This window comes from Metabacillus sp. KUDC1714, assembly GCF_014217835.1.
Classification (GTDB): Bacteria; Bacillota; Bacilli; order Bacillales; family Bacillaceae; genus Metabacillus; species Metabacillus rhizosphaerae.
Map to the genome: position 1 here is coordinate 4,850,612 of NZ_CP055263.1, position 20,912 is coordinate 4,871,523.

At 35.8% G+C, this 20,912-nt stretch carries 18 protein-coding genes and 1 pseudogene; 4 read left to right on the forward strand and 15 right to left on the reverse strand.

Going from position 1 to position 20,912, the window contains the following annotated elements:
- Positions 1-236: 236 nt before the first annotated feature.
- The gene (locus HUW50_RS22350) at positions 237-2,000 is read right to left on the reverse strand and encodes a sigma-54-dependent Fis family transcriptional regulator (protein WP_185653313.1); all 1,764 of its coding nucleotides are present in this window, start codon (positions 1,998-2,000) and stop codon (positions 237-239) included.
- A gap of 238 nt (positions 2,001-2,238) precedes the next feature.
- On the opposite strand from HUW50_RS22350, the gene fdhA reads away from it, so the two are divergent.
- Both fdhA and HUW50_RS22360 read left to right on the forward strand, forming a co-directional pair.
- Positions 2,239-3,453 (forward strand): formaldehyde dehydrogenase, glutathione-independent, encoded by a 1,215-nt coding sequence (gene fdhA, locus HUW50_RS22355; RefSeq protein WP_185653314.1) that lies wholly within the window; start codon positions 2,239-2,241, stop codon positions 3,451-3,453.
- 12 nt (positions 3,454-3,465) lie between these two features.
- The gene (locus HUW50_RS22360) at positions 3,466-4,221 is read left to right on the forward strand and encodes an MIP/aquaporin family protein (RefSeq protein ID WP_185653315.1); all 756 of its coding nucleotides are present in this window, start codon (positions 3,466-3,468) and stop codon (positions 4,219-4,221) included.
- Between the two features lie 162 nt (positions 4,222-4,383).
- Here HUW50_RS22360 and HUW50_RS22365 read toward each other — a convergent pair.
- The 5 genes and pseudogenes from HUW50_RS22365 to HUW50_RS22385 form a co-directional block, all read right to left on the reverse strand.
- Positions 4,384-4,600: pseudogene (locus HUW50_RS22365) on the reverse strand (transposase); the annotation flags it as partial.
- A 197-nt stretch (positions 4,601-4,797) separates the two neighbouring features.
- Positions 4,798-5,778 (reverse strand): hypothetical protein, encoded by a 981-nt coding sequence (locus HUW50_RS22370; protein WP_185653316.1) that lies wholly within the window; start codon positions 5,776-5,778, stop codon positions 4,798-4,800.
- Positions 5,779-6,408: 630 nt separating this feature from the next.
- Positions 6,409-6,864, reverse strand: a complete 456-nt coding sequence (locus HUW50_RS22375; RefSeq protein ID WP_185653317.1) for a DUF600 domain-containing protein — start codon at positions 6,862-6,864, stop codon at positions 6,409-6,411.
- A gap of 10 nt (positions 6,865-6,874) precedes the next feature.
- Positions 6,875-7,960 carry a DNA/RNA non-specific endonuclease gene (locus tag HUW50_RS27205; RefSeq protein WP_260445573.1) on the reverse strand — a complete coding sequence of 362 codons (1,086 nt, stop codon included), beginning with the start codon at positions 7,958-7,960 and terminating at the stop codon, positions 6,875-6,877.
- Positions 7,961-8,277: 317 nt separating this feature from the next.
- A complete protein-coding gene (locus tag HUW50_RS22385; RefSeq protein ID WP_260445574.1) occupies positions 8,278-8,811 on the reverse strand; it encodes an LXG domain-containing protein in 534 nt (177 codons plus the stop codon).
- Positions 8,812-8,978: 167 nt separating this feature from the next.
- Between HUW50_RS22385 and HUW50_RS27210 the strand changes: the two genes are divergently transcribed.
- Positions 8,979-9,119, forward strand: a complete 141-nt coding sequence (locus HUW50_RS27210; protein ID WP_260445575.1) for a hypothetical protein — start codon at positions 8,979-8,981, stop codon at positions 9,117-9,119.
- Between the two features lie 70 nt (positions 9,120-9,189).
- Entirely contained in the window at positions 9,190-9,360 is a 171-nt protein-coding gene (locus tag HUW50_RS27215; RefSeq protein ID WP_260445576.1) for a hypothetical protein, read from the forward strand.
- Positions 9,361-9,690: 330 nt separating this feature from the next.
- On the opposite strand, the gene HUW50_RS22395 is transcribed toward HUW50_RS27215, so the two are convergent.
- The 9 genes from HUW50_RS22395 to HUW50_RS22440 form a co-directional block, all read right to left on the reverse strand.
- Positions 9,691-10,668, reverse strand: coding sequence for a DUF3231 family protein (locus HUW50_RS22395; protein WP_260445718.1), 978 nt, complete (start codon positions 10,666-10,668; stop codon positions 9,691-9,693).
- Between the two features lie 932 nt (positions 10,669-11,600).
- Positions 11,601-12,551: a peptide-methionine (S)-S-oxide reductase MsrA gene (gene msrA, locus HUW50_RS22405; protein ID WP_185653320.1), complete on the reverse strand. Its 951-nt coding sequence runs from the start codon at positions 12,549-12,551 to the stop codon at positions 11,601-11,603.
- Positions 12,552-13,120: 569 nt separating this feature from the next.
- Positions 13,121-14,218, reverse strand: coding sequence for a GerAB/ArcD/ProY family transporter (locus HUW50_RS22410; RefSeq protein WP_185653321.1), 1,098 nt, complete (start codon positions 14,216-14,218; stop codon positions 13,121-13,123).
- Positions 14,218-15,285, reverse strand: coding sequence for a Ger(x)C family spore germination protein (locus tag HUW50_RS22415; protein WP_185653322.1), 1,068 nt, complete (start codon positions 15,283-15,285; stop codon positions 14,218-14,220). The genes HUW50_RS22410 and HUW50_RS22415 overlap by 1 nt, the downstream gene beginning before the upstream one ends.
- Positions 15,286-15,314: 29 nt before the next feature.
- A complete protein-coding gene (locus HUW50_RS22420; protein WP_260445577.1) occupies positions 15,315-16,811 on the reverse strand; it encodes a spore germination protein in 1,497 nt (498 codons plus the stop codon).
- 500 nt (positions 16,812-17,311) lie between these two features.
- Complete coding sequence (locus HUW50_RS22425) at positions 17,312-17,683, reverse strand: PDDEXK family nuclease (RefSeq protein ID WP_260445578.1); 372 nt, start codon at positions 17,681-17,683, stop codon at positions 17,312-17,314.
- A gap of 169 nt (positions 17,684-17,852) precedes the next feature.
- Positions 17,853-18,275 (reverse strand): hypothetical protein, encoded by a 423-nt coding sequence (locus tag HUW50_RS22430; protein WP_185653323.1) that lies wholly within the window; start codon positions 18,273-18,275, stop codon positions 17,853-17,855.
- 208 nt (positions 18,276-18,483) lie between these two features.
- Positions 18,484-19,746, reverse strand: a complete 1,263-nt coding sequence (locus HUW50_RS22435) for a replicative DNA helicase (protein WP_185653324.1) — start codon at positions 19,744-19,746, stop codon at positions 18,484-18,486.
- Positions 19,746-20,702: a DnaD domain-containing protein gene (locus tag HUW50_RS22440; RefSeq protein WP_260445579.1), complete on the reverse strand. Its 957-nt coding sequence runs from the start codon at positions 20,700-20,702 to the stop codon at positions 19,746-19,748. Before HUW50_RS22440 ends, HUW50_RS22435 begins: the two co-directional genes overlap by 1 nt.
- Between the last annotated feature and the right edge of the window lie 210 nt (positions 20,703-20,912).

Genomic DNA, 20,912 nt, shown 5'->3' on the forward strand with positions numbered 1-20,912 from the left:
CAAAATTCCTATTTTGTGAAGTAACTTAGAAATTCATCCTCTATATATAAAAAAAGATTAAATTTAAAAAACTACATGTTTAATTCCTTTCAAGTAAATTATTGAAATCATATTAAAAAAGGTACACCATTATCGGTATACCTTGAATAAATATATTTTTGAATTAGACGCTAACTTCCTTCTTAATATTCTCTTCTCTAACCAATTTTTTCAATTTCCGGAAGTAAAGGGACGCTTCACAACCCATACTTCCTCATTTTAAGATACAGCGTATTGCGACTAATCTTCAATATCCTCGCAGCTTTGCTTATATTCCATCCAGCAGATGTTAGTGCTTGGGTGATGGCCTCTTTTTCCGTCTGTCCGAGTGAAGACGGCTTTTTTTCTACAATTGCTAATTGCTGAGTTTGCTGTTCATACACATCTTCAAAGTGTAAATCATCCGCCTTAATCTCGTTTCCTACGGCCAAAAAGGAGGCTTGGATGAGGACACTTTTAAGTTCTCTGATGTTTCCTGGCCAATGATAGGCGAGGATTTTTTGCTTTGCTTCATCCGATAACGAGACTGATGAATGGTCTAATGTATTAATGAAATGCTCGGTTAATTCAAGGATGTCGGTTCTGTCTTTCAGCGGCGGGAGGGTAATAAAAATCCCTTTAAGCCGGTAGTACAAGTCCTCTCGAAAGCGTCCTGCTTTAATTTCTTCACGTAAGTTTTTGTTTGTAGCCGCGATAACCCTTGTGTTAATCGGGATGACTTTGACACCGCCGACTCGTGTAACAATACTTTCTTGTAAGACACGGAGTAAAGCCGCTTGGGCCTTTAAGGACATATCGCCAATTTCGTCGAGAAAGATAGTTCCGCCGTTTGCTGCTTCAAATTTGCCTGGAGATCCTTTGTGATTCGCCCCTGTAAATGCCCCCTTTTCGTAGCCAAATAACTCACTTTCGATAAGATTTTCTGGGATCGCGCTACAATTCACAGCGACAAATGGTTTCCCGAAACGTGAGCCATGGCTATGTAATGATTGTGCAATAAGTTCCTTTCCTGTTCCACTTTTCCCGTAAATAATGACAGGGTAATCAAAAACAGCCGCCTTTTTTATCATGTTTCGAACCTTTTCTATTTTTGGACAAGAGCCAATGATATCTGAGGTGCTGTATAGTTTTTTTGCCGTCTCGTCCTTCTTGTTCGCTTTGTTTAAAGAGACAACGGAGCTGTAAACTTTTTGTGATTGATCAGAGATGACCTCAACCGAATAACCTTTTGCGACATGAAACTCATCCCCGATACAATCTTCTCCTAAGATAAAACGGGCTGATTGATTGGCACGAATAATCGTATTTTCACGGTCAAGGGTAAGAAGCGGAACGGTTGATAAGTTTGATGTTAGCTCAAGTTCTTTTAATGCTAACACCTTTTCTTGCTTAGTCTTGTCAAGAAGTAGCCGGGTCTGTATATTTTCGGCCATCATCGTTGTTAAGGAAATCGTAAAAGGGTGATACATCTCTTTTTTTGCACTAATATTAATCGCACCAATTAACTCTCCAGTTGGAGAATAAATGGGGCTTGCTGCACAGGTAAGAAAGTGATTTTTCACGTAGAAATGGTGCTCAGCGTGCGTAATGATTGGTTTCTTTTCGTAGATAGCGAGTCCCATTGCATTGGTGCCTTTTCTTTTTTCAGACCAATTGGAACCAACTGGCAAATAATCGATTGCCTCATTACTATCCAGATGGCCTACTTTGTGAATAATGGTTCCATTCCGATCAACAATCACCGTGACGAGTCCTTGGGAGTGTATGGCAGGATAAAGGTTTTCTAAAATTAATGTTGCGTGCCGAATCATCGACTGATTTTCAGTTAATACCTCCTGTAAGGCACTACCAGTTAAAATTGAGTCATCCATAGGGTCGGAGGGTGAAAGTCCAAAGTGTTGACAGCGCTTCCAAGAACGGTCGATTATATCAACCCGCTCGACAAGGTTCTCGAGTGGCATTTGCTTGTCCCCCTTTAAATAGTAACGTTTACTCTAAGTCTATTATACTACTTGGACAAATATTTCCAAGTTTAAATGAACAACTGTCCTAAAATAGGACAGTTGTTGTTCAGAAAATAAGCAGGTTTAATAACCACTCATCATAATAAGGGCTTTAAACAAAAGTTTAAATCTTGGCACACTTCTTGCAAGATGTAAGGTGAACAACCTAACATTTATCTTAAGGGGGAATTGCAAAATGAGTGGAAACAGAGCAGTCGCGTATATGAAACCAGGTAAGGTGGAAATCCAGGACATAGGTTATCCCGATTTAGTATTAAGAGATGGCCCAGGTGTTAATCCACTGAATGTTGGTCGTAAATGTAATCATGGTGTGATTTTAAAAGTTGTCACAACGAACATTTGTGGAAGCGATCAACATATGGTGCGCGGAAGAACGACCGCTCCAACTGGACTTGTTCTTGGACATGAAATTACAGGTGAAGTCATTGAAGTTGGAAGTGATGTTGAGTTCATTAAAAAAGGCGATCTTGTATCTGTGCCATTTAATATTGCTTGTGGACGCTGTCGTAGTTGTAAAGAGCGTGACACTCATATTTGTGAAAATGTAAATCCTGATCGTCCGGGTTCAGCGTATGGCTATGTTGATATGGGCGGATGGGTCGGAGGTCAGTCTGAATATGTTATGGTTCCGTATGCTGATTTCCAATTATTAAAATTCCCAGATAAGGATCAGGCAATGGAAAAAATAAAAGATTTGACAATGCTCTCAGATATTTTCCCAACAGGTTATCACGGTGCAGTCAGTGCTGGGGTCAAACCAGGTTCGACGGTTTATATTGCTGGAGCAGGTCCAGTTGGGTTAGCAGCAGCGCACTCAGCCCAATTACTCGGTGCAGCTGTTGTCATTGTCGGTGACCTGAATGGGGAGCGGCTTCAACAAGCAAAAAGCTTTGGATGTGAAACCGTAAACCTTCGTGAATATCCGGATCTTGGTGAGCAAATTGAACAAATTTTAGGGGTTCCTGAAGTTGACTGCGCCGTTGACTGCGTGGGATTTGAAGCGTCAGGACATGGAGCAAATGCAGGGGAAGCGCCGGCAACCGTACTTAATTCAATTATGACCGTAACACGTGCTGGCGGGAGACTTGGTATTCCAGGGCTTTATGTAACAGGGGATCCTGGTGGAATTGATGAAGATGCACGAATCGGGACATTAAAGGTGCGTCTTGGCCTTGGTTGGGCAAAAGCACATACCTTTGTAACCGGGCAAACTCCTGTGATGAAATACCACCGTGACTTAATGGCAGCGATTTTAAGTGGAAGAGCACAAATTGCGAAAGCCGTAAATGCAACCGTTATTTCTTTAGAAGATGCGCCAAGAGGGTACCAAGAGTTTGATCAAGGTGCAGCGAGAAAGTATGTAATTGACCCTCATGGACTTGTAAAATAGAGGAGGTCTGTCATGGAACCCCCAGTTCTGTTCAAACGATGTGTGGCTGAAAGTATTGGAACTGCCTTACTCGTACTCATTGGTGCTGGAACAGCGGCGTTTAATGGCGTCATTACAGCAAGTAATAATGCGGCGACGACGCTTGCGGATATCGGTGTGATAAGTGTTGCCTTTGCGATTGTGGTCATGGCGATGATTTTTACAATTGGAAGAATCTCTGGTTGTCATATAAATCCTGCCGTTACAATTGGTTTAGCAGTCACCGGTCACTTTGCTTGGAAAGAGGTTCCCGCGTACCTCATCGCTCAGTGTGTTGGCGGTATCATCGGTGCAATGGCGATTGTTGCTGTTCTTGGAATGGATGGTCTTCACCTTGGAGGGTTAGGTGCAACATCACTTGGTTCAAGTACAGGCTATGTACAGGGGATGGTTGTGGAAGCGATCGCAGCATTTGTACTTATGTTTGTGATTATGGGGATTGCTGTTGATTCGGACGCCCCGGTAAACTGGGCAGGGCTTGTGATTGGATTGACGGTAGGAGGACTTATCATGTTAACAGCTGGGGCAACTGGAGCTTCGTTTAACCCCGCTCGAACATTTGGTCCCTATGTGATTAATAGTTTAGCAGGTGGTAATATTAGCTGGGCACAGTTTCCCGTTTATGTGATTGGACCGATTATCGGTGCGATTGGGGGAGCGGTTGCTTATAAAGGGTTAACAACAAAGCCGCAGGTGGTGGGTTCTGACCCCCACTCTGTTAAAGTGTGAAGCGTTAAAGTATTTGAGAAGTGTGGGAAAGTTCGAAACTGGTGAAAAAGTACCGTTTATAATTAGTCAATTTTAGTTAAGGGCAATTTAGGTTCAAAACTTAAATCTAATGAATTCTATCACTAAAGGGGGAAAACCTTTGCAGTTTTCTCCTATTTATTACGATACTAAAGCTGCAATTCTTTTAATATTGACTGCTATTACAGCTAATTTTGATTGCTTAGACACACCTAATAGGTCATACTCCCTAACTCGAGATAGACCATAACCTTTTGAGCTCTGCATTTTCCCCTTCAATATAAGCTCTTTTTTTATACTTTTCTACGAACTCCTTAGTTTTTTGGTTCTGAGAAATTTCATGAAATTCTGTTGTGTTTAAGGTATTTTCTTGTGTGAAAATTGTATAAAATGAATTAAAACCCTAACTTTTTCAGCTTTTTTCTCCCAAACAAAAAAACACTCACCAACATTGATATACCAACATTTGTGAGTATTTTATCTTTTTATAATTAAATCGTTTTCATCTAAAGTTACCGCTGGTCGGGGTCGAACCTCATAAAGTAAAAATGTATATAATTACTCACTATTTTCCATTATTGCATTCATATAATCTTCACGAATTTTAGATAATGACTTCCCACTATCTTTATGTATTGCAAAAACATACGTTTGAATGCTGGACCAACCGTACAGTTCTTTTAACCATTTTTGCATGGATAATTCAACATCGTTAGCAAGTACATTACCATTTTTTAATAGCGTTGCCTCTTCACTACGGTCTTTTGCAAGGATGGTGTCTCCAGCTTTGACCACACCCCACTCAATCATCGTATCAATCTTTGGTAGGTTTCTGCGTGATAGTTTTTTTCCTGTTTTCTTTAATGCAGTAGTTTTCTCTAAGAAATCAACATAATAATCATTGTAGTCATTTAACGGTAATACCTTTTCGACGTTTATATAAACATTACCATTTATTTTATAAGGAATTAGTTTATAGCAACTTATATTAACACCATTACTATTTAACCATGCAACTGCGGAAAGGGTTTGTTCATCGAATTCAGAGGCCACTAAGATAACCTTTTGGTTCTTATTAAAATTAGCTTCGGCTCCATTTACATGTAAAAACTCTGTTAGCTTTCGATTTCCTAATTCCGTACTTGTCAAAGATTCATTTTCGAATTCAGTACGGTATTTTTCTATATAAGGTGCATAAATTTTGTTTACAAGATCTTCAGGATCTTCAATAGTTGCATAACTGGCTGCATATCGTATCGCTTGAAATTCAAATGCTTCTTTACGTGATTCGATATCTTTACGGTCTCTTTTGATTTCAATTAGAACGATATTCCCGTTGTTATCGACTGCAGTGAGATCACTTCTTCCATAGTGGGTATTTCTAACCTGTCGACCTACAATTAACATTGATTCTTCTTCATCACATACCATGTCGATATTGCATCTTAATAATTCTTCAATATCGTTTTCCAGCATTTTTAGTTCTGAAAAAGTGACTGCATCAACTTTTATGGCTTTGTTTTCTTGAATGTTGTACATGATATAGAAACCTCACATTTATATAATAAGAAATCTTAAATAACCATGAATAAATAAAATGAAAAGTTGTGTAATGAAAAGTAATATCTATTGGGTACGAAACAGGGCAATAGAGTTATGATGATTGTTTTTCCACGAATTTTAAACAATAGCTTGATTGCTTTAGTACCAATGGTCTCTTTTTCCCCTTTCATTCATTTTCTCTTCGGTTATCTATCTTTATACTCCTTTAAAAAGGGAATCAATAAATTCAATTTAATATTTAGCTGGAGTTTCTTTTTTTTGCTTTTCAATCATTGAATCTTTGGTTATTATAATAGTATAAAAGCATAAACAAAAAAGACTGTTCGGTGCCAGAACACCAAACAGTCACACAATAGCTAGGTTCCCTTCAAAGGGGATCGGCGATGTTGGCAAATAACTCACCCTATCGCGCTTGTATGCTAAAGGGTGGGTTATTTTTTGTCTCTAAACGATAGCGAGTAGTATGTGTGATTTTATTATTTATTATGCCGATGCAACTTACCATTATGAGTTCTTGATTAATATAATTTGCTAATTCTATTAACTTTAGATATCAAAAAACCTTGAAAGGCATATTGCCAATAAAGGTCTGATTTTACAATTTAGTTATTTTACTTCTTCGAACCATGAATCAAAAATATCATCAGGTAATAGTTCGTTATCATTCGTATAAACTAAATCATATTTATATTTTCCTTTTAAATTATTTTGTTTTACATTATAATACAATTTCATTTCTGTAGGCATTTCTTTATTGAACTCTTCACATTTTTTATGGATAAGCTTTAAATTTTGATTACCAATTCTTAGTGCAGCCTTCAGTCTTTCTCTTGAAACATCGTAAACTTGATTTTGTTGACTATCTAATTCTTTTGTAGCATCATTTAATTGATGTTTGTGGACAATCTTTCCGTTAATTCTATAGAAAAAATCAAAAACATACATTTCGGGTTCATATGAACAATAAATAAAAATTTCATCTGCTTTATTTTCGACATACTCTAAACAAATAGCCACCATGTCTGTTTGTAATTCTGAAAAATAATCCTCAAATACCCTCATATAATCACCCCTAGTTCTCTATACTTGTGAACCTCATACGACCATCTATTTCATATTCTATATCAAAACTGCTCGGTCTTAAACTATTTTCTTCGTATTTAACTTGAACATTAACTGAAACATCTTTTCCTTCTTCTATTGCTTTAGCCCAATGATTTTCTAACTTTTTATATTTACTCAAATTAACGCTACTTGATTGAGAAACAAGATTATCTAAATCTGGAGAGCCTCCAAATCTATCTGCAGCTAAGTGCCCCGCATGGTCTCCTGGTTCTTTTCCTGGTGTATTGGACTTATGCGGTAATCTATTATCACGTTCTGTTAATTTTAAGTCATCTGCATTAAATTCGGTTAGTCTTCCTGATTCATCTGTTTTATATAAATAATCATATTCGCCTGCTTGATATTTAATATTGGGTTTTAATTTTCCACCCTTAATTATGTGACTTCCGTCTTTAATAATATCATCTACAGCCCCACTAACTCCCTTAACATCTTCAACAGTACCCTTACCACCACTCAAAGAAAACCTCGACAAAACCCCATCCAAAACCTTCTTAACCGCTTCAGTATCCAACACATTAAACGGGATCTTTATACACTCACCATTTAAACTATAAGCCAAATTGTTATGATCATTCATTTCATTCAACAATACGTGAATGCCGCCTCTTACTTCACCAATGACGTAATTAACATGTGATTTTGTCTTCATAGTAAGTTCATGAGCTTTATCAATTGTCTTATCAAGAACAAGATTCCTATCTTGTAAACTCGGTGTTTTCGGTCCACGAACTATCGGCTTCGCTCCACCTGCTAGAATACTAGCTAACCCTATACTACTCAACCAATGCTCCTTTGAAAAGCTTTCTTCTGGATTTATCGCTCCATTTCCTAGGTCAAGTGTTCCCATGCTTATGTAATTCACAAAATCATACGGGGAATTCATCGCGACATGGGCTCTGTCTTCCATCCCTTGATACATTGATTTAGCTGTATCAAATGATCCTATAGTTAGGTAATTTCCGAAGTCGTATATGGAATCAAATTTCTTTTCGTTCCGAGCTTCTAAGCCATCCCAAAAGTCGTTTCCCATTTCTATGAAGCTATGTATCGATTTTTCAATTGGGTTTAATTTTGCAAATTCTGCTTGTTCCCTTTCTCTAGCTTCGATCTCAGCTTCTATTTCTGCTTGTTGTTTTCGGACCTCTTCTTGGTTCTTTTTGTATGCTAAATAATTGATTGTTTCTTGTTCAGCCTGTGCTTTTAATTGATATACATCACTTGCTTTATAGGCTGCTGAATTGAAATGAATCGGTGAGATTGTGTTACCTTGACGAGATGCCTCAATTAATTTCTGAAAAAGAGTGATGACGTATTGCTCATCACCTTCTGATAACTTGTATTCTGATGTTAAATCATGGTCAAGCTGATTGACAGCTTCAATGGTGTCTTTTCGGTCTTTATCTGTTTTTCAATATAGTCATCGAAGCTATTTGTTGAAAAGGCGTTAAGGGAAATGAGGTCATCAATCCTGTTAAATATCCTTTGCAGTTCATCCTGTTGGATAGTGACCATTTCTTTTTGGTTTCTTATGTGATGCACGAGTTCATCTTCAAGAAATGGAAGGTGGACTACTGTATTGCCCGATAGATTCTTCTCTTCTGTACTTCCTTGAATTCCATTTAAAAATGCGATGTGTCGATCTGTAAGGCGGAGCCAGGCTTCTATAACATCGATTTGGGCTTGGTAAAAGTTCTTGATGGCATCAGCTCCCTTGCCTTTGAACTGATCATCTAGATTAACGATGTCATTGCATTTTCGTTTTACCTGTTCAAGCTGCTCACTTAGATTTTTATATTCTTGTGATCGATCTTTTATTGTATGTATAAATGATTTTGTATCCAATACTTTCAAATTGTCCTTTGCACATGTTGCCTGGAACAACCAGCACCTTCACTAAACCGCAGGTACAATCTATTAACCAATCCAAGGTACTGTTCGAAAATAAATTCATTAGACTATGGATTGATCATGTATTGTGGACAAGTAACTATATAACAAGTGCAACAACAGCAGGCGCGTAGGATCAGAAACAGGTACTAAATAGGCTTTTGAAAAATCAGAAGGATATTGGTAATGCTATTAAGCCATTATACGGAGAAAAAGCTGGGAACAAACTGACAGATTTACATAAGGAGTATATTGTTATTGTGGGGAAGATTGTAGACGCAGCTAAACAAAGAATGGTATAGAAATGCTGATGAAATAGCAACTTTCCTTAGCAATGCCAACCCCTTTCTGAAAAATGAAGATCTGAAAAAATTGATGTATATGCATCTGAAATTAGTGACAAATGATTTATCTGGAAGCTTAGCAAAAGATTGGAACACAAGAATCGTTTCAATTGATGAAGGGGTTTCACATATAATTGTCATGGCAGATACTATCTCTATAGGAGTGGAGAATCAGTATCCTGATAAGTTTAAAAAATAACCTTAAAAATCCCCAGCATTATGTTGGAGATTTTTTCATTATGGTAGTGAAAAAAATTTCACGAATGTTATTTAGTATGAAAAGGCAAATAGATTTAGGTCGCAGAAAAGAAGTTTTAACAAGTAATATCATTTCGCGGAAAAAATTTTTTCTGTGATATCAAGACGTTTCTTACCATCTTAGAATTCTCTCGTTCACTAATAGGAGCTGCCTTTAATCATTTGTTGTATATCTTATACATACTTATAATACCATTTTTCTGATTGTTACAATCCCTAACCAGTATGTGCCGAGAAGTTACCATTACTTAATTTGCACCTGCCACCGTTTCTATTTATGTGACCAATTAGACACAGGTGGTTCATTAAACCAATTTTTCCTTATTAATAACTTCAGCCCTTTCTCTGAGTAGTCTTCAACCATTTTGATTAGTTCCTTTAAAGAATCTATATGATCCTTTTTATAACTGGATACCACTGCATTTTGTAAATTGCTTATACTTACTGAATTTAGGAACATTATTAAGTTTGCCATTAATTTATCTGAAAAAGGTGATTCCTTTACTTTATTAACGTGAGCCTCTAGTCCAGTTGTAGTTGGAATTCCATTTTCTCTATAGATATCTGATAATGTGGCTGATTGATAAAATGCTAACTTTTTCCCATCTAGTATAAATTTCTTTGTGTCCATATCCTCTACGACTTCAGAAAAACCGATACAAAGAGCAACTCCAACATTGTTACATTGAAGGGAACTGAACATATTTGCCAATTCTACCGCATTAAGTGGCCGTTGTTGAGTTGATGCAACTTTGAATAGTTTCCCATCCCTTTCATCTGCTTTTTTGTAAGAGAAGGAATTATTTTGTAATAAATCTTTATCATTAAGCAATTTTAATAAAGAAAAATCTAATTGAATTACATCATTGAGTAGGTTTTTATAAAAATTTTTTACTTTATAATCTGTTAATTCAACATATTGAGAAGCAAGTTCTCGCAATCCATTACTCGTTATATGCTTTAAGATTTCTATAATTAATTGGTCTGAAAATAGCTTTGTTGTTGAACTATATATATCATTTTCCCTGAAGAACGGTGTATTTTTATAACCTTCGTCAGACAATAATTGAGTAGCCTCTTGTTCTTGATATGTAGAGATTTTATATATTTCATTTAAAATATTCCTTAAGTCAGTATCCTCAGAAGTTTCACTAAGATATTTTAATAATAAATTGATCATGTTTGAACTTGATTGTAAGTACCAAAGGAAACCTAATTCATTTACGTTCATTTTATCCTCCCTAAAGATCCAATTTCTTTTTTTAGTTTGTCAAAAAAATTCTTGATTATTCATGAATCAGTATGTTGCTTTGAAATAAAGTTTGATTAAAGTAACTCTATACACCTCGATAAAAGAGCAAATAGAAAAAGCGTGTTTTGAAAAAAGATTGATTATTTCTGTGATCATTATTCATCAAAGCGCCTTTCGAAATGGAGTAACAGATTAGTTATTTGCTTCATCTAATGAAAAATAAAGACCCTTTCGAGTATTACCGAATTATGTTCTCTGCAAAAAAAAGGGACAGCTTTACTAGAACCAAATGAAGTATTACAAAAAGCATTTAAAGAAGCTTCAAGATTACCTACTAAATAAAGAACACTTAACCAAGGAAAGGAAATGTTAAATTAATCATTAATTTGACATTTCCTTTAATTTAACAAAAGGGGAGAATTTGGTTTAACATGGCGAAAGTTCTATACATTACTGCTAATCCATAATCAGTTGAAAATTCAGTTAGTCATAGAGTAGGGCAAGCTTTTCTGCAAGCTTACTGCCATTCTCATACAAATGACGAGATTAGAGAAATAAATCTATATGAAGAAGACTTTCCAATAATAGATTACGATGTCCTTAACGGTTGGGGAAAAATAAGTAAAGACGGTATTTCTTTTTCAGAATTGAATGAAATAGAACAACAAAAAATAAATGCTTTAAATACATTTACAGACATGATAGCCAACGCTGACAAGTTATCCCTTTATTATTCAATTGACTCAAAAATCTGTCACAGGCCAAGTTTTTACAATTGATAATGGCCAAATACTTTGAAGCTTAAATTTCCCCATAATATTAAACACCCTTCTATGGGTATACCAAATAAGAGGGTGTTTAGAATGTTTTACAATCAACTATATTTTCCTATGTAATGTTAGCTTGGCCAAGATATCCTTATAGAATTTTCAAGTGAATAAATGTGAATATTCCCCATAGCCCTCTTCCTCTAATTTATTTTTTGGAATAAACTTTAATGCAGCGGAATTTATACAATACCTTAATCCACCATGTTCTTCGGGTCCATCTTCGAAAACGTGTCCTAAATGAGAGTCAGATTTAGTACTTCTAACCTCTGTACGTCTCATTCCGTAAGATGTGTCAACTTCTTCTTTAATTTCACTTATCTTAATAGGTCTGGTAAAACTTGGCCAACCACAACCTGAGTCATACTTATCTAAAGAACTATACAATGGTTCACCAGAAATTATATCTACATAAATTCCATCCTCTTTATTATCCCAAAATTCATTATTAAAAGCGGGCTCTGTGGCATTTTTTTGAGTAACGTTATATTGAAGAGGGGTTAGTTTATTGATCACTTCTCCATATCCGCCCCTCCAATTGTCTCTAATAAATGAATTTCTGCCAGACCCCTCTTTGTAAAGGTTGTAATGAAAAGGGTTTTTCTTGTGATATTTTTGATGTTTCTCTTCAGCTGGATAAAATACTGTAGCAGGTTTTATTTCAGTAACGATTGGTTTCATAAATTTATTACTGTTTTCTAATTCCTTTTTGGACATTTCCGCCAGTGCTTTTTGACTTTCAGTGTGATAAAATATGGCTGTTTTATAAGAGCTCCCTCTGTCGTTAAATTGTCCATCCGGATCAGTTGGATCTATTTGTTGCCAGTACAATTGCAATAATTTTTGATATGGAAATTTTTCTGGATCGTATGTTATCTGTACTGCCTCATAATGTCCAGTTTGATTTGAACATACTTCTTCATATGTTGGATTTTCTTTATGACCTCCCGTATATCCCGATATAACGTCTATTATACCCGGTAACTCTTCGAAAGGTGAAACCATGCACCAAAAACATCCACCAGCAAATGTAGCCTTTTCAGTAGTATTCATTATTAATAACCCCCTACAAGTTGTAGATTTTCAACATAATTAAATTTGTATGATATTTTTTGCAATATGTTATTTAAGTTTTCCACCATTATGTTTATTTGACATCTTAAATACTGGAGGAAAGCTCAGAAGAAAATGGTTATTAATTTTCTTCGCTATTTATTATTAATTTTCCCTCTCAATATAACTGTTATTCCATACATATTTAACTGTTATTTAGTTCAAAAAAACATTGCCTATTTATATAAATAAAAACTCATCTATGTATAAAGACTTGTGTTGCCTTTTATAAGCTCACGTTTTTTGGGGGAGTAGCATCTTCTTTTGTCATTTTAATATTTACGTATGGCATGAATATTCTTTCTTTCAATATTATTTTAATGGAGAACTTACCATGTTTGGTACTGGATCATATTGAATTCCGCTTAATAGAAACATTGCTCCAATTAGTACTAACTGCATAAATAGCAGTAAGATAACTAAAGTCGAAAAGTAAACATAGAAAAAACTTTTAAATTACTTAAACACCAGATTCTTCAAAGTAGCTATTTTCTAAGTTTTCATTGAACTTAATACTCAGAGCTTTTAAATTTGCTTTTACGTAGGGAATAAATGATAAATAAGATTGGAATGTAGCTATATATAAAATAGAAACCTACCTCTGAGGTGAATTTCCTTAGTGCATCTACTTTCAGACGGTCATCAATAAAGATGCTACAAAGTAATATGAATAGCACAATCGGATATAATGATTTCCTTGGTTTAATTTTCGTTATTTTCTTTAAGATCCTCGTACAACACCAGATTGGAATACAGACGGTTGGAAGTATAACCAAAAGCCAAGTAAAGATAAAAATAAATTCAATTCGCATGATAAAAGGAATTTCAACAATCTTAATCATGGCTAATGTCGGCCATAATGTATGCTTAAGTTGACCTTGGCTAAAATAAACGAAGGTTATTAATGTAGCTAATAGATATATGAAAGTTGTAAATGCTAATGCTCCATGTGCCCATTTTGCAGATTTAGAAGGGTGCTTAATAAATGGGAAGTAAATCAACAAGGACTCAAACCCAATAAATATAAGGGAAGATGCTTTAGAGGATTGAGCTATTTCCAGAATTGAATGGTTAAAAACCGGCATTAGGTTTCTAAAATTAGCATATTGTAAAGGAAAATATAACGTTAACAGAAGAATAGAAGGTAGAACCACTCCTAGGAAGCTTAATCCCGTCAATGTTCGGAATCCTCCGGTAATGATATAAATGATTAGACATGCTAACCCTAGGCTAAGCTCCCAAGTTTTGATCATTGGGAATACCCATACCTGTATAACTTCGATATAAGTACGAAAAACGGTAAGAGCCAAAAGTAAAAAGTATCCAATTACAATAATCGATAAAAAATTCCCGGTTTTTTCACCAAACGAAATTTGATGTATTTTTAACAAGTCTTTGGTAGGGTTACTAACCATTTTTAGTATCATCCATAATATAATATGAAGGCTTAGACCAGTGATAATAACTGAGATCCATGAATCATGTCCAGCATTTTCAATAATCGTATTCTGAAAGCTCAGAAGACCAATTCCTGTTTGAGAGGAGTGTATCAAAAAGAAAACAAAAAAAGTAGAAACTAAATAGTTTTCTTTATTATTTTGCTCCACTATCCATTCACTCCCGTCTGGAGAAAGTTTATCTTCGTTTCAATTTCAAATTCTAAATTTGGGTATTGATCATTAAAGCTATCTTGAGTCCAATCCCGTTTTTCACTTCTAACTAAATCTCCAAATCCCACAGGATCTACTTGTTCCTCTTTAAACTCTTCCAATAATTTTTCAATTTTTGTGCTTAATTCTTTTTCGATCTTTTTAGATAATTTATCTACATCTTTCTTTTTAGAAAGATCAAGAGACCTTGGGTAATCTTTAATATGAGCAAACAAATCAAGTTTAATTTTCACCTGTGGCTTTTGATGAGTATTTTTAATGGAGACTTTTCGTTTTCCATACATAATTTTTAGAAAGATTTTCTCTTTCTGTTCGCTGATGAATTCATAAGTACCACTAATATTTTTGTCTTTAATGATCTTAAAGAGGAACGCTTCCCTATCCTGAAGGAGCATCATCAATTTGTCACCCTTAAAAATTCCTAAACCATCAACCATTATCTTCTCAGATTCATAAATGGTTAAGACCGGCAAGTAAACATCTTGCCCAGCACCATAGTATTGTTTTAATACTGTATGAATGTTCGTTTGTGGCGTATTCCCGTATGTTATATTTTGTTCAATTACATCAGAGAGATAAAAGGGTGGAAATCTCATAGAAAGATTAAGGACTTCAGCAGCCTCCTGCTTTGATATTGCCATTTTTGCATTGCTTTCTATGATTGGATCTCTGACAAGCGTACCAATTAAATCTTTAATGCCTTCTTTTGCAAAAGGTTCTCCCATTAATATTGTTCTTGTTTTTCCAATTGCAACAGGGTGTGGTACTTGTTGCGTAAACGTCGTAAATATTCCATTTACAGTTTCGGATTTTGCTGTAAGAAGCTTTACTGGTGCCTCTGCTGGTTTTTCATAATGAACATGGAAAGAGGCGCTCCCTTTTATTTTATCATCTTCAAGATCATAGCCTAATGATTCAATTATTTTTAAATCCTCGACTATTTTATTCCTAGAGCATCCTACTATTAACAACAGGACACATAGGATTTTTAAAATTTTCATCATGGCCCACAACCTCTTGAAAAAGAAATAAGTTATTCGTTATTATAGTCATCCTCGATGTCTTTATGCTTTTTGACATTGTACCTATGCAACTTTAGAGGTCTAAAGAAGGTATACCGTTTAGTCGTGACACTTAAAGAAGACCGAATAAAACTATCGTTTAGATCTCTGTACCTGAATGGGTATAGAGGTGCCAAATAGGGTGTGCCAAGAGATTTTAACCTTATTAGATGGCACAGGATAAAAGTAAGACCCAGGGTTACCCCAAAACCTCCCCAAATTGCAGCTAAGAGAATAAGTGGGAATCTTAATATCCGAATCGTATTAGACATCTTGAAAGTAGGAGTAGTAAAAGAAGCAAGTGCTGAAAGAGCTACGATGATTAATAAAATGTTACTTGTAAGTGCAGCTTCAACAGCAGCTTGCCCAATTACAATACCTCCAACAATTCCCAGAGTTTGGCCTACTTTTGTCGGAAGTCTGGCTCCTGCTTCTCTCAAGAGTTCTATTGTAATTTCTAAAAATAAAGCTTCCAGTAAAGGAGGAAACGGGACATTTGCCCTTGACATGATTAACGGAGTTAACAGATCTTCCGGAATGATTGCATAATGGTGTGTTAATACTGCGACATATAATGGTGTTGCAAAAATTGAAAAAAGGACACCTATAAATCGTATTAATCGAAAGAAAGACCCTACTGGCCACGGTGAGTAATAATCCTCTGGTGATATAAAAAAGTTAAATATACTGGTAGGTCCTGCGATAACATAAGGTGAACCGTCACTAATAACGATTACTTGTCCACTTAAAAGCATAAACTTTGTACGATCCAAACGTTCTGTAGACATAAATAGCGGAAAAGGTGTATTTGAGTTATCAGAAATAATCTGATCTAGAACTGAACTATCGAATATAACATCCATATCTAAATCCTCAATACGTTGTTTCATTGTTTGAATGTGCTGTGGATTTGCAATTCCATCAATATATCCAATCATAACCCGAGTATTTGAAAGAGATCCTTTAGTAAATTCTTTAAAAACAAGATCGTCGGATGTAATTTGCCTTCTCAATAGGCTGAGGTTTGTATCAAGATCTTCGACAAAGCCCACATTTGGTCCGATTACACTATATTCATTTTCAGCATCATTAAAATCTCTATAACCCTTCGTTCCATTCGAAAGATTAACCAAAATACCATTCTCAGGAGTTTTCGTTAAATAAATAAAAATGTAGCCTTTTGTCAGTTTGTTTATGAATACTTTAGCATCGGAAGTGATTTCTCGATCTTCTATAGGTATGGCATTCATTACATCCGTAAGTTCTGTAAATACTTTCTCTGCAGATTGAATATATGGAAGGAGATGATGATGAATTTTTTTTTCATCAATAAGGCTCTTATAATAGGAAAAATATATGGGTGACTCATTGACGCTTTTAGTGGAAAATTGGTAAAAATCATCAGATTTAGAAACCTCTTTAAACAAATCATGTATTGAATTGTTTTTTTGTTTTATGAAATTCCGCAAGGAACCATTACCTCCCCATATGAAAACAATCAAGTATTATTCTTGGCTAGTTTAGGCAATTTCTGGTGTTTTCATGTATTTGTGTTCGATGAATACTCATGCTGATTTGGACACAAGAAAAAGGGATTAAAAACAGAGTGAAAAACGTCAATAGATCTATAATTCAACCTATTTTGTTTACAGGAAATCATTTTTTATTGAACTCACCTGTTCAGTTAGCTTAAGTACATTCTTTCAAAAAGTCCATTAAAAATGAAGAACTTTACTGCACAGTATGAGTCTACTACGTATTAAGGAGTGACAATATTGTTTATAACAACTTATATTAACGCCATTACTATTTAACCATGCGACTGCGGAAAGGGTTTGTTCATCGAATTCAGAGGCAACTAAGATAACCTTTTGGTTCTTATTAAAATTAGCTTCGGCTCCATTTACATGTAAAAACTCTGTTAGCTTTCGATTTCCTAATTTTACTTGTCAAAGATTCATTTTCGAATTCAGTACGGTATTTTTCTATATAAGGTGCATAGATTTTGTTTACAAGATTCAGGATCTTCAATAGTTGCATAACTGGCTGCATATCGTATCGCTTGAAATTCAAATGCTTCTTTACGTGATTCGATATCTTTACGGTCTCTTTTGATTTCAATTAGAACGATATTCCCGTTGTTATCGACTGCAGTGAGATCACTTCTTCCATGGTGGGCATTTCTAACCTGTCGACCTACAATTAACATTGATTCTTCTTCATCACATACCATGTCGATATTGCATCTTAATAATTCTTCAATATCGTTTTCCAGCATTTGTAGTTCTGAAAAAGTGACTGCATCAACTTTTATGGCTTTGTTTTCTTGAATGTTGTACATGATTTAGAAACCTCACATTTATATAATAAGTAATCATAAATAACCATGAATAAATAAAATGAAAAGTTGTGTAACGAAAAGTAATATCTATTGGTTATGAAACAGGGCAATAGAGTTTATGATGATTGTTTTTCCACGATTTTATACAGAGTCCCCTTCTCTCATTTTCTCACCGTCCCATAAAATACCCCGCTATCGCTGGAAAGATCTCTAATTCCTTCCTCATGTCCCGAAATGAAATCACTTCATTTCCTCTTGAAAGCTCGAAATCGAGGAAATATTCGTGACAGGACAATGGGGTTTGCCGAAATGTTTCGGTATAATATTGGCTTGCCTGTTGCTGGCTTTGAGCAAAGATAAACACAAATTTATTCTGGTTCATCTTCAGTGAGTAGATGCCAATCTTTTGAAAGCTTAAGACATTGTTTTCAATCATTTCCGCTACTTCCTGATGATCTGCTTGATCAAGGTCTATTTTGGATATGTTGTCATCCAATGATATTTTCTGTTCTGTTAGTAAATGGTTGATGTAATGGGCCAATGGGGATTCTTCTAAGCGTATAGATTCCAAGTAAAGATCTTTTACAATCACGTACTATCACCTCGATCTGAGAATTTTTATAAGATTCTTAACGGGCAGCTAGCCCCCCACCTCTGGACTCAAGAGAAGCAAAGAAGAAGTTTAAGGGATAACTGCGCGTAAAGGTCCGATAAGTTTCGTTACCATTCAGTGGGGAGTGATGAAAAAAACCCCACTGATAGAAGTCTCGCTTTATCGCCTTACGTCTTCGTTCTTAAAGTTATTGTTGGATAAGCCTCTGTTCCTTTTGCTCCTCAATCTTTCCTGTATACTCGTTGTAGTCTACGGCGATGGTTCCAACTGGGCCATTTCTGTTTTTCGAAACAATGATTTCAAGGGAATGATTCTGGGTTTCCTTGTCATAATAAGCTTCACGGTACAAGAACAAAATGACATCGGCGTCTTGTTCAACACTTCCTGATTCTCGAATATCAGACATCATCGGCCGTTTGTTGGCTCTTGATTCCACCGATCGATTTAGCTGTGCTAGACAAATGACTGGACAATTAAAATCTTTCGCCATCGTTTTGATCGATTTGGATATTTCAGTTACTTGTAAATGGGCATTGCCTCCGTAAGATTCACTTGAATGGATGAGTGTTAAGTAATCGATAAGAATGATAGGTTTTTTGTTTGGAAATTGATTCATCAATTTTCTCGTTTTCGCTCTCATCTCAGCAATCGTTTGTCCGGCACCATCGAAAATTTGCATATGAGTTTCATTGAGTTCACCAATCACGTCCGACCATTTATTCTTTTGGCGTTCATTTAGCATTCTTTTCGGATCCCGCATTTTTGTACGGTTAAAGCCCCCTGTCGAAGCAATTAATCGAGTGGTTAGCGACTTTTCAGGCATTTCCAAGGAAAAGACGAGTGGCAGAAAGCCCGTCCAACCCGACATTTTTGCAAAATGAAGCATGACATCGGTTTTCCCCATTGATGGTCTTGCCGCCACAATCGTCACTTCCCCATCCTGAAAGCCTCCTGTCACCTCGTCGAGCTGCTTAATACCGGTTGTTGCACTAGTTACCATGATTTGATCCTCCCATGGTGCCTCATAGATATCTGTCAACGCTTGTTGTAAGGAGGTATGATCATCCATCTTGGTTTGGTTAATTTTATCCAATTCGGCAACAACCTTAGCAATCTCCCAATCATTGTTGGCTGCAATGGTTAAAATGTTTCTCTTTTCCCGTTCCTTCCAGAGATCAAGAATGATCTTCTCGATTCCTTCAAATTTCTCAACATCTGCAAATGCTAACAGCTCCGAAAGGTAAGACATTCCGCCAAATGATTTGAGATCAGGTAAGGTTGTCATTGTGATTAAATCAACATTCTTACCTGCTTCTTTTAGCTCCAGCATTCTTCGCATTAATTCTCGATGCTGTATACGTTCCAGCTGTTCAGGTTGGATGACGGTATCCTTGAGTAGATACTCGGCCTTCATCAGGCTTCCTAAGAATGCTTTTTCAGCAATACACATCAGTCTTCACCTGCTGTTAAATCAAGTTCAAATCCACTTGGAATCGCTCGCCCACTAGGTAATGATTCAGTTGATTGCTTATGCTTATGCACATGGTTTTCGTTCTCCTGATAAGAGTCAATTTCTTGGGTGGTCAGTAAAGATTCATTTTCCCAGTTTTTCAGAATCCCAATGACATAGTTTAGCTTTCGCTTGTTATTCGCACAGGCTATAGCCAAGGCTTTTAACACCACATCTTTTGGCTGTAAAAAGCTAGATTCATCTAACCAAGATAACAGCTGCTCCTTCGCATTCATGTTGGAAAAACCAAATCCATTGCTGTCCCAAAACTCAACAATTTCTGTCACATCTTTTGTTTTTTGATGTTGTGGTTGTTCCTCGATGTCTGGATTATTCTCTATATCGGAGCTATAAGCTTTCTCTTTTTGGTCAGGTATTGTATCAGAAGGTAAGAATGTATCATCAACTTCATCACATTCAGTATCTGGATATGTATCATCTTCAATTTGTTGGCTAATTTCCTTCTCTATATCGTGTTTAGAAAAAGATTCATATAGACTACGGATTTCCTCTTTATTAATGGCTTCGCCAACATATGAAATAAGCGAGAGATCCTCGACTTCTTTTAATTCAGAATTAATGCAATCCATAACAGGTTTCCCGCCCTTGTGCAAGTTATATCTCCCCCAGTTTTTAATGGCGAGTTCTCTTGTTTCAGGATTGTAACGGATCAACTTGTGATGCCGGATGAATCGTTCCATTAATGATTGAACACTCTCAATTGAATAACCCAAATCAAACGCCATTTGTTTCTTCGTAATTTTATAAATTCCAATTTGAGTCGTATTTGGATTCGTAAGTAGATAAAGGTAAAAATACTTATCCTCCGGGGTCATCTCTTCTAAAGCAATCGGGTTTGTCCAAAAGTCATTACGCACCATACGATATTTTGCCATTTACAATCACTACCCTTTCTTCTGAATATTCTTTTCATACTCTATATAGGGAAAAGTGAGGGGAAAAGTAGCGTGTAAAAATGTGAATTTTTTGTGACAATACCATTCTGTGTGACAATTAATTTCTTGTTTAGTTAAAAATGATTTGGATGATGTTCTCAATTTCAAAATAAAAAACGTCTCTTACAATGTGTAAGAAACGTTTGTATT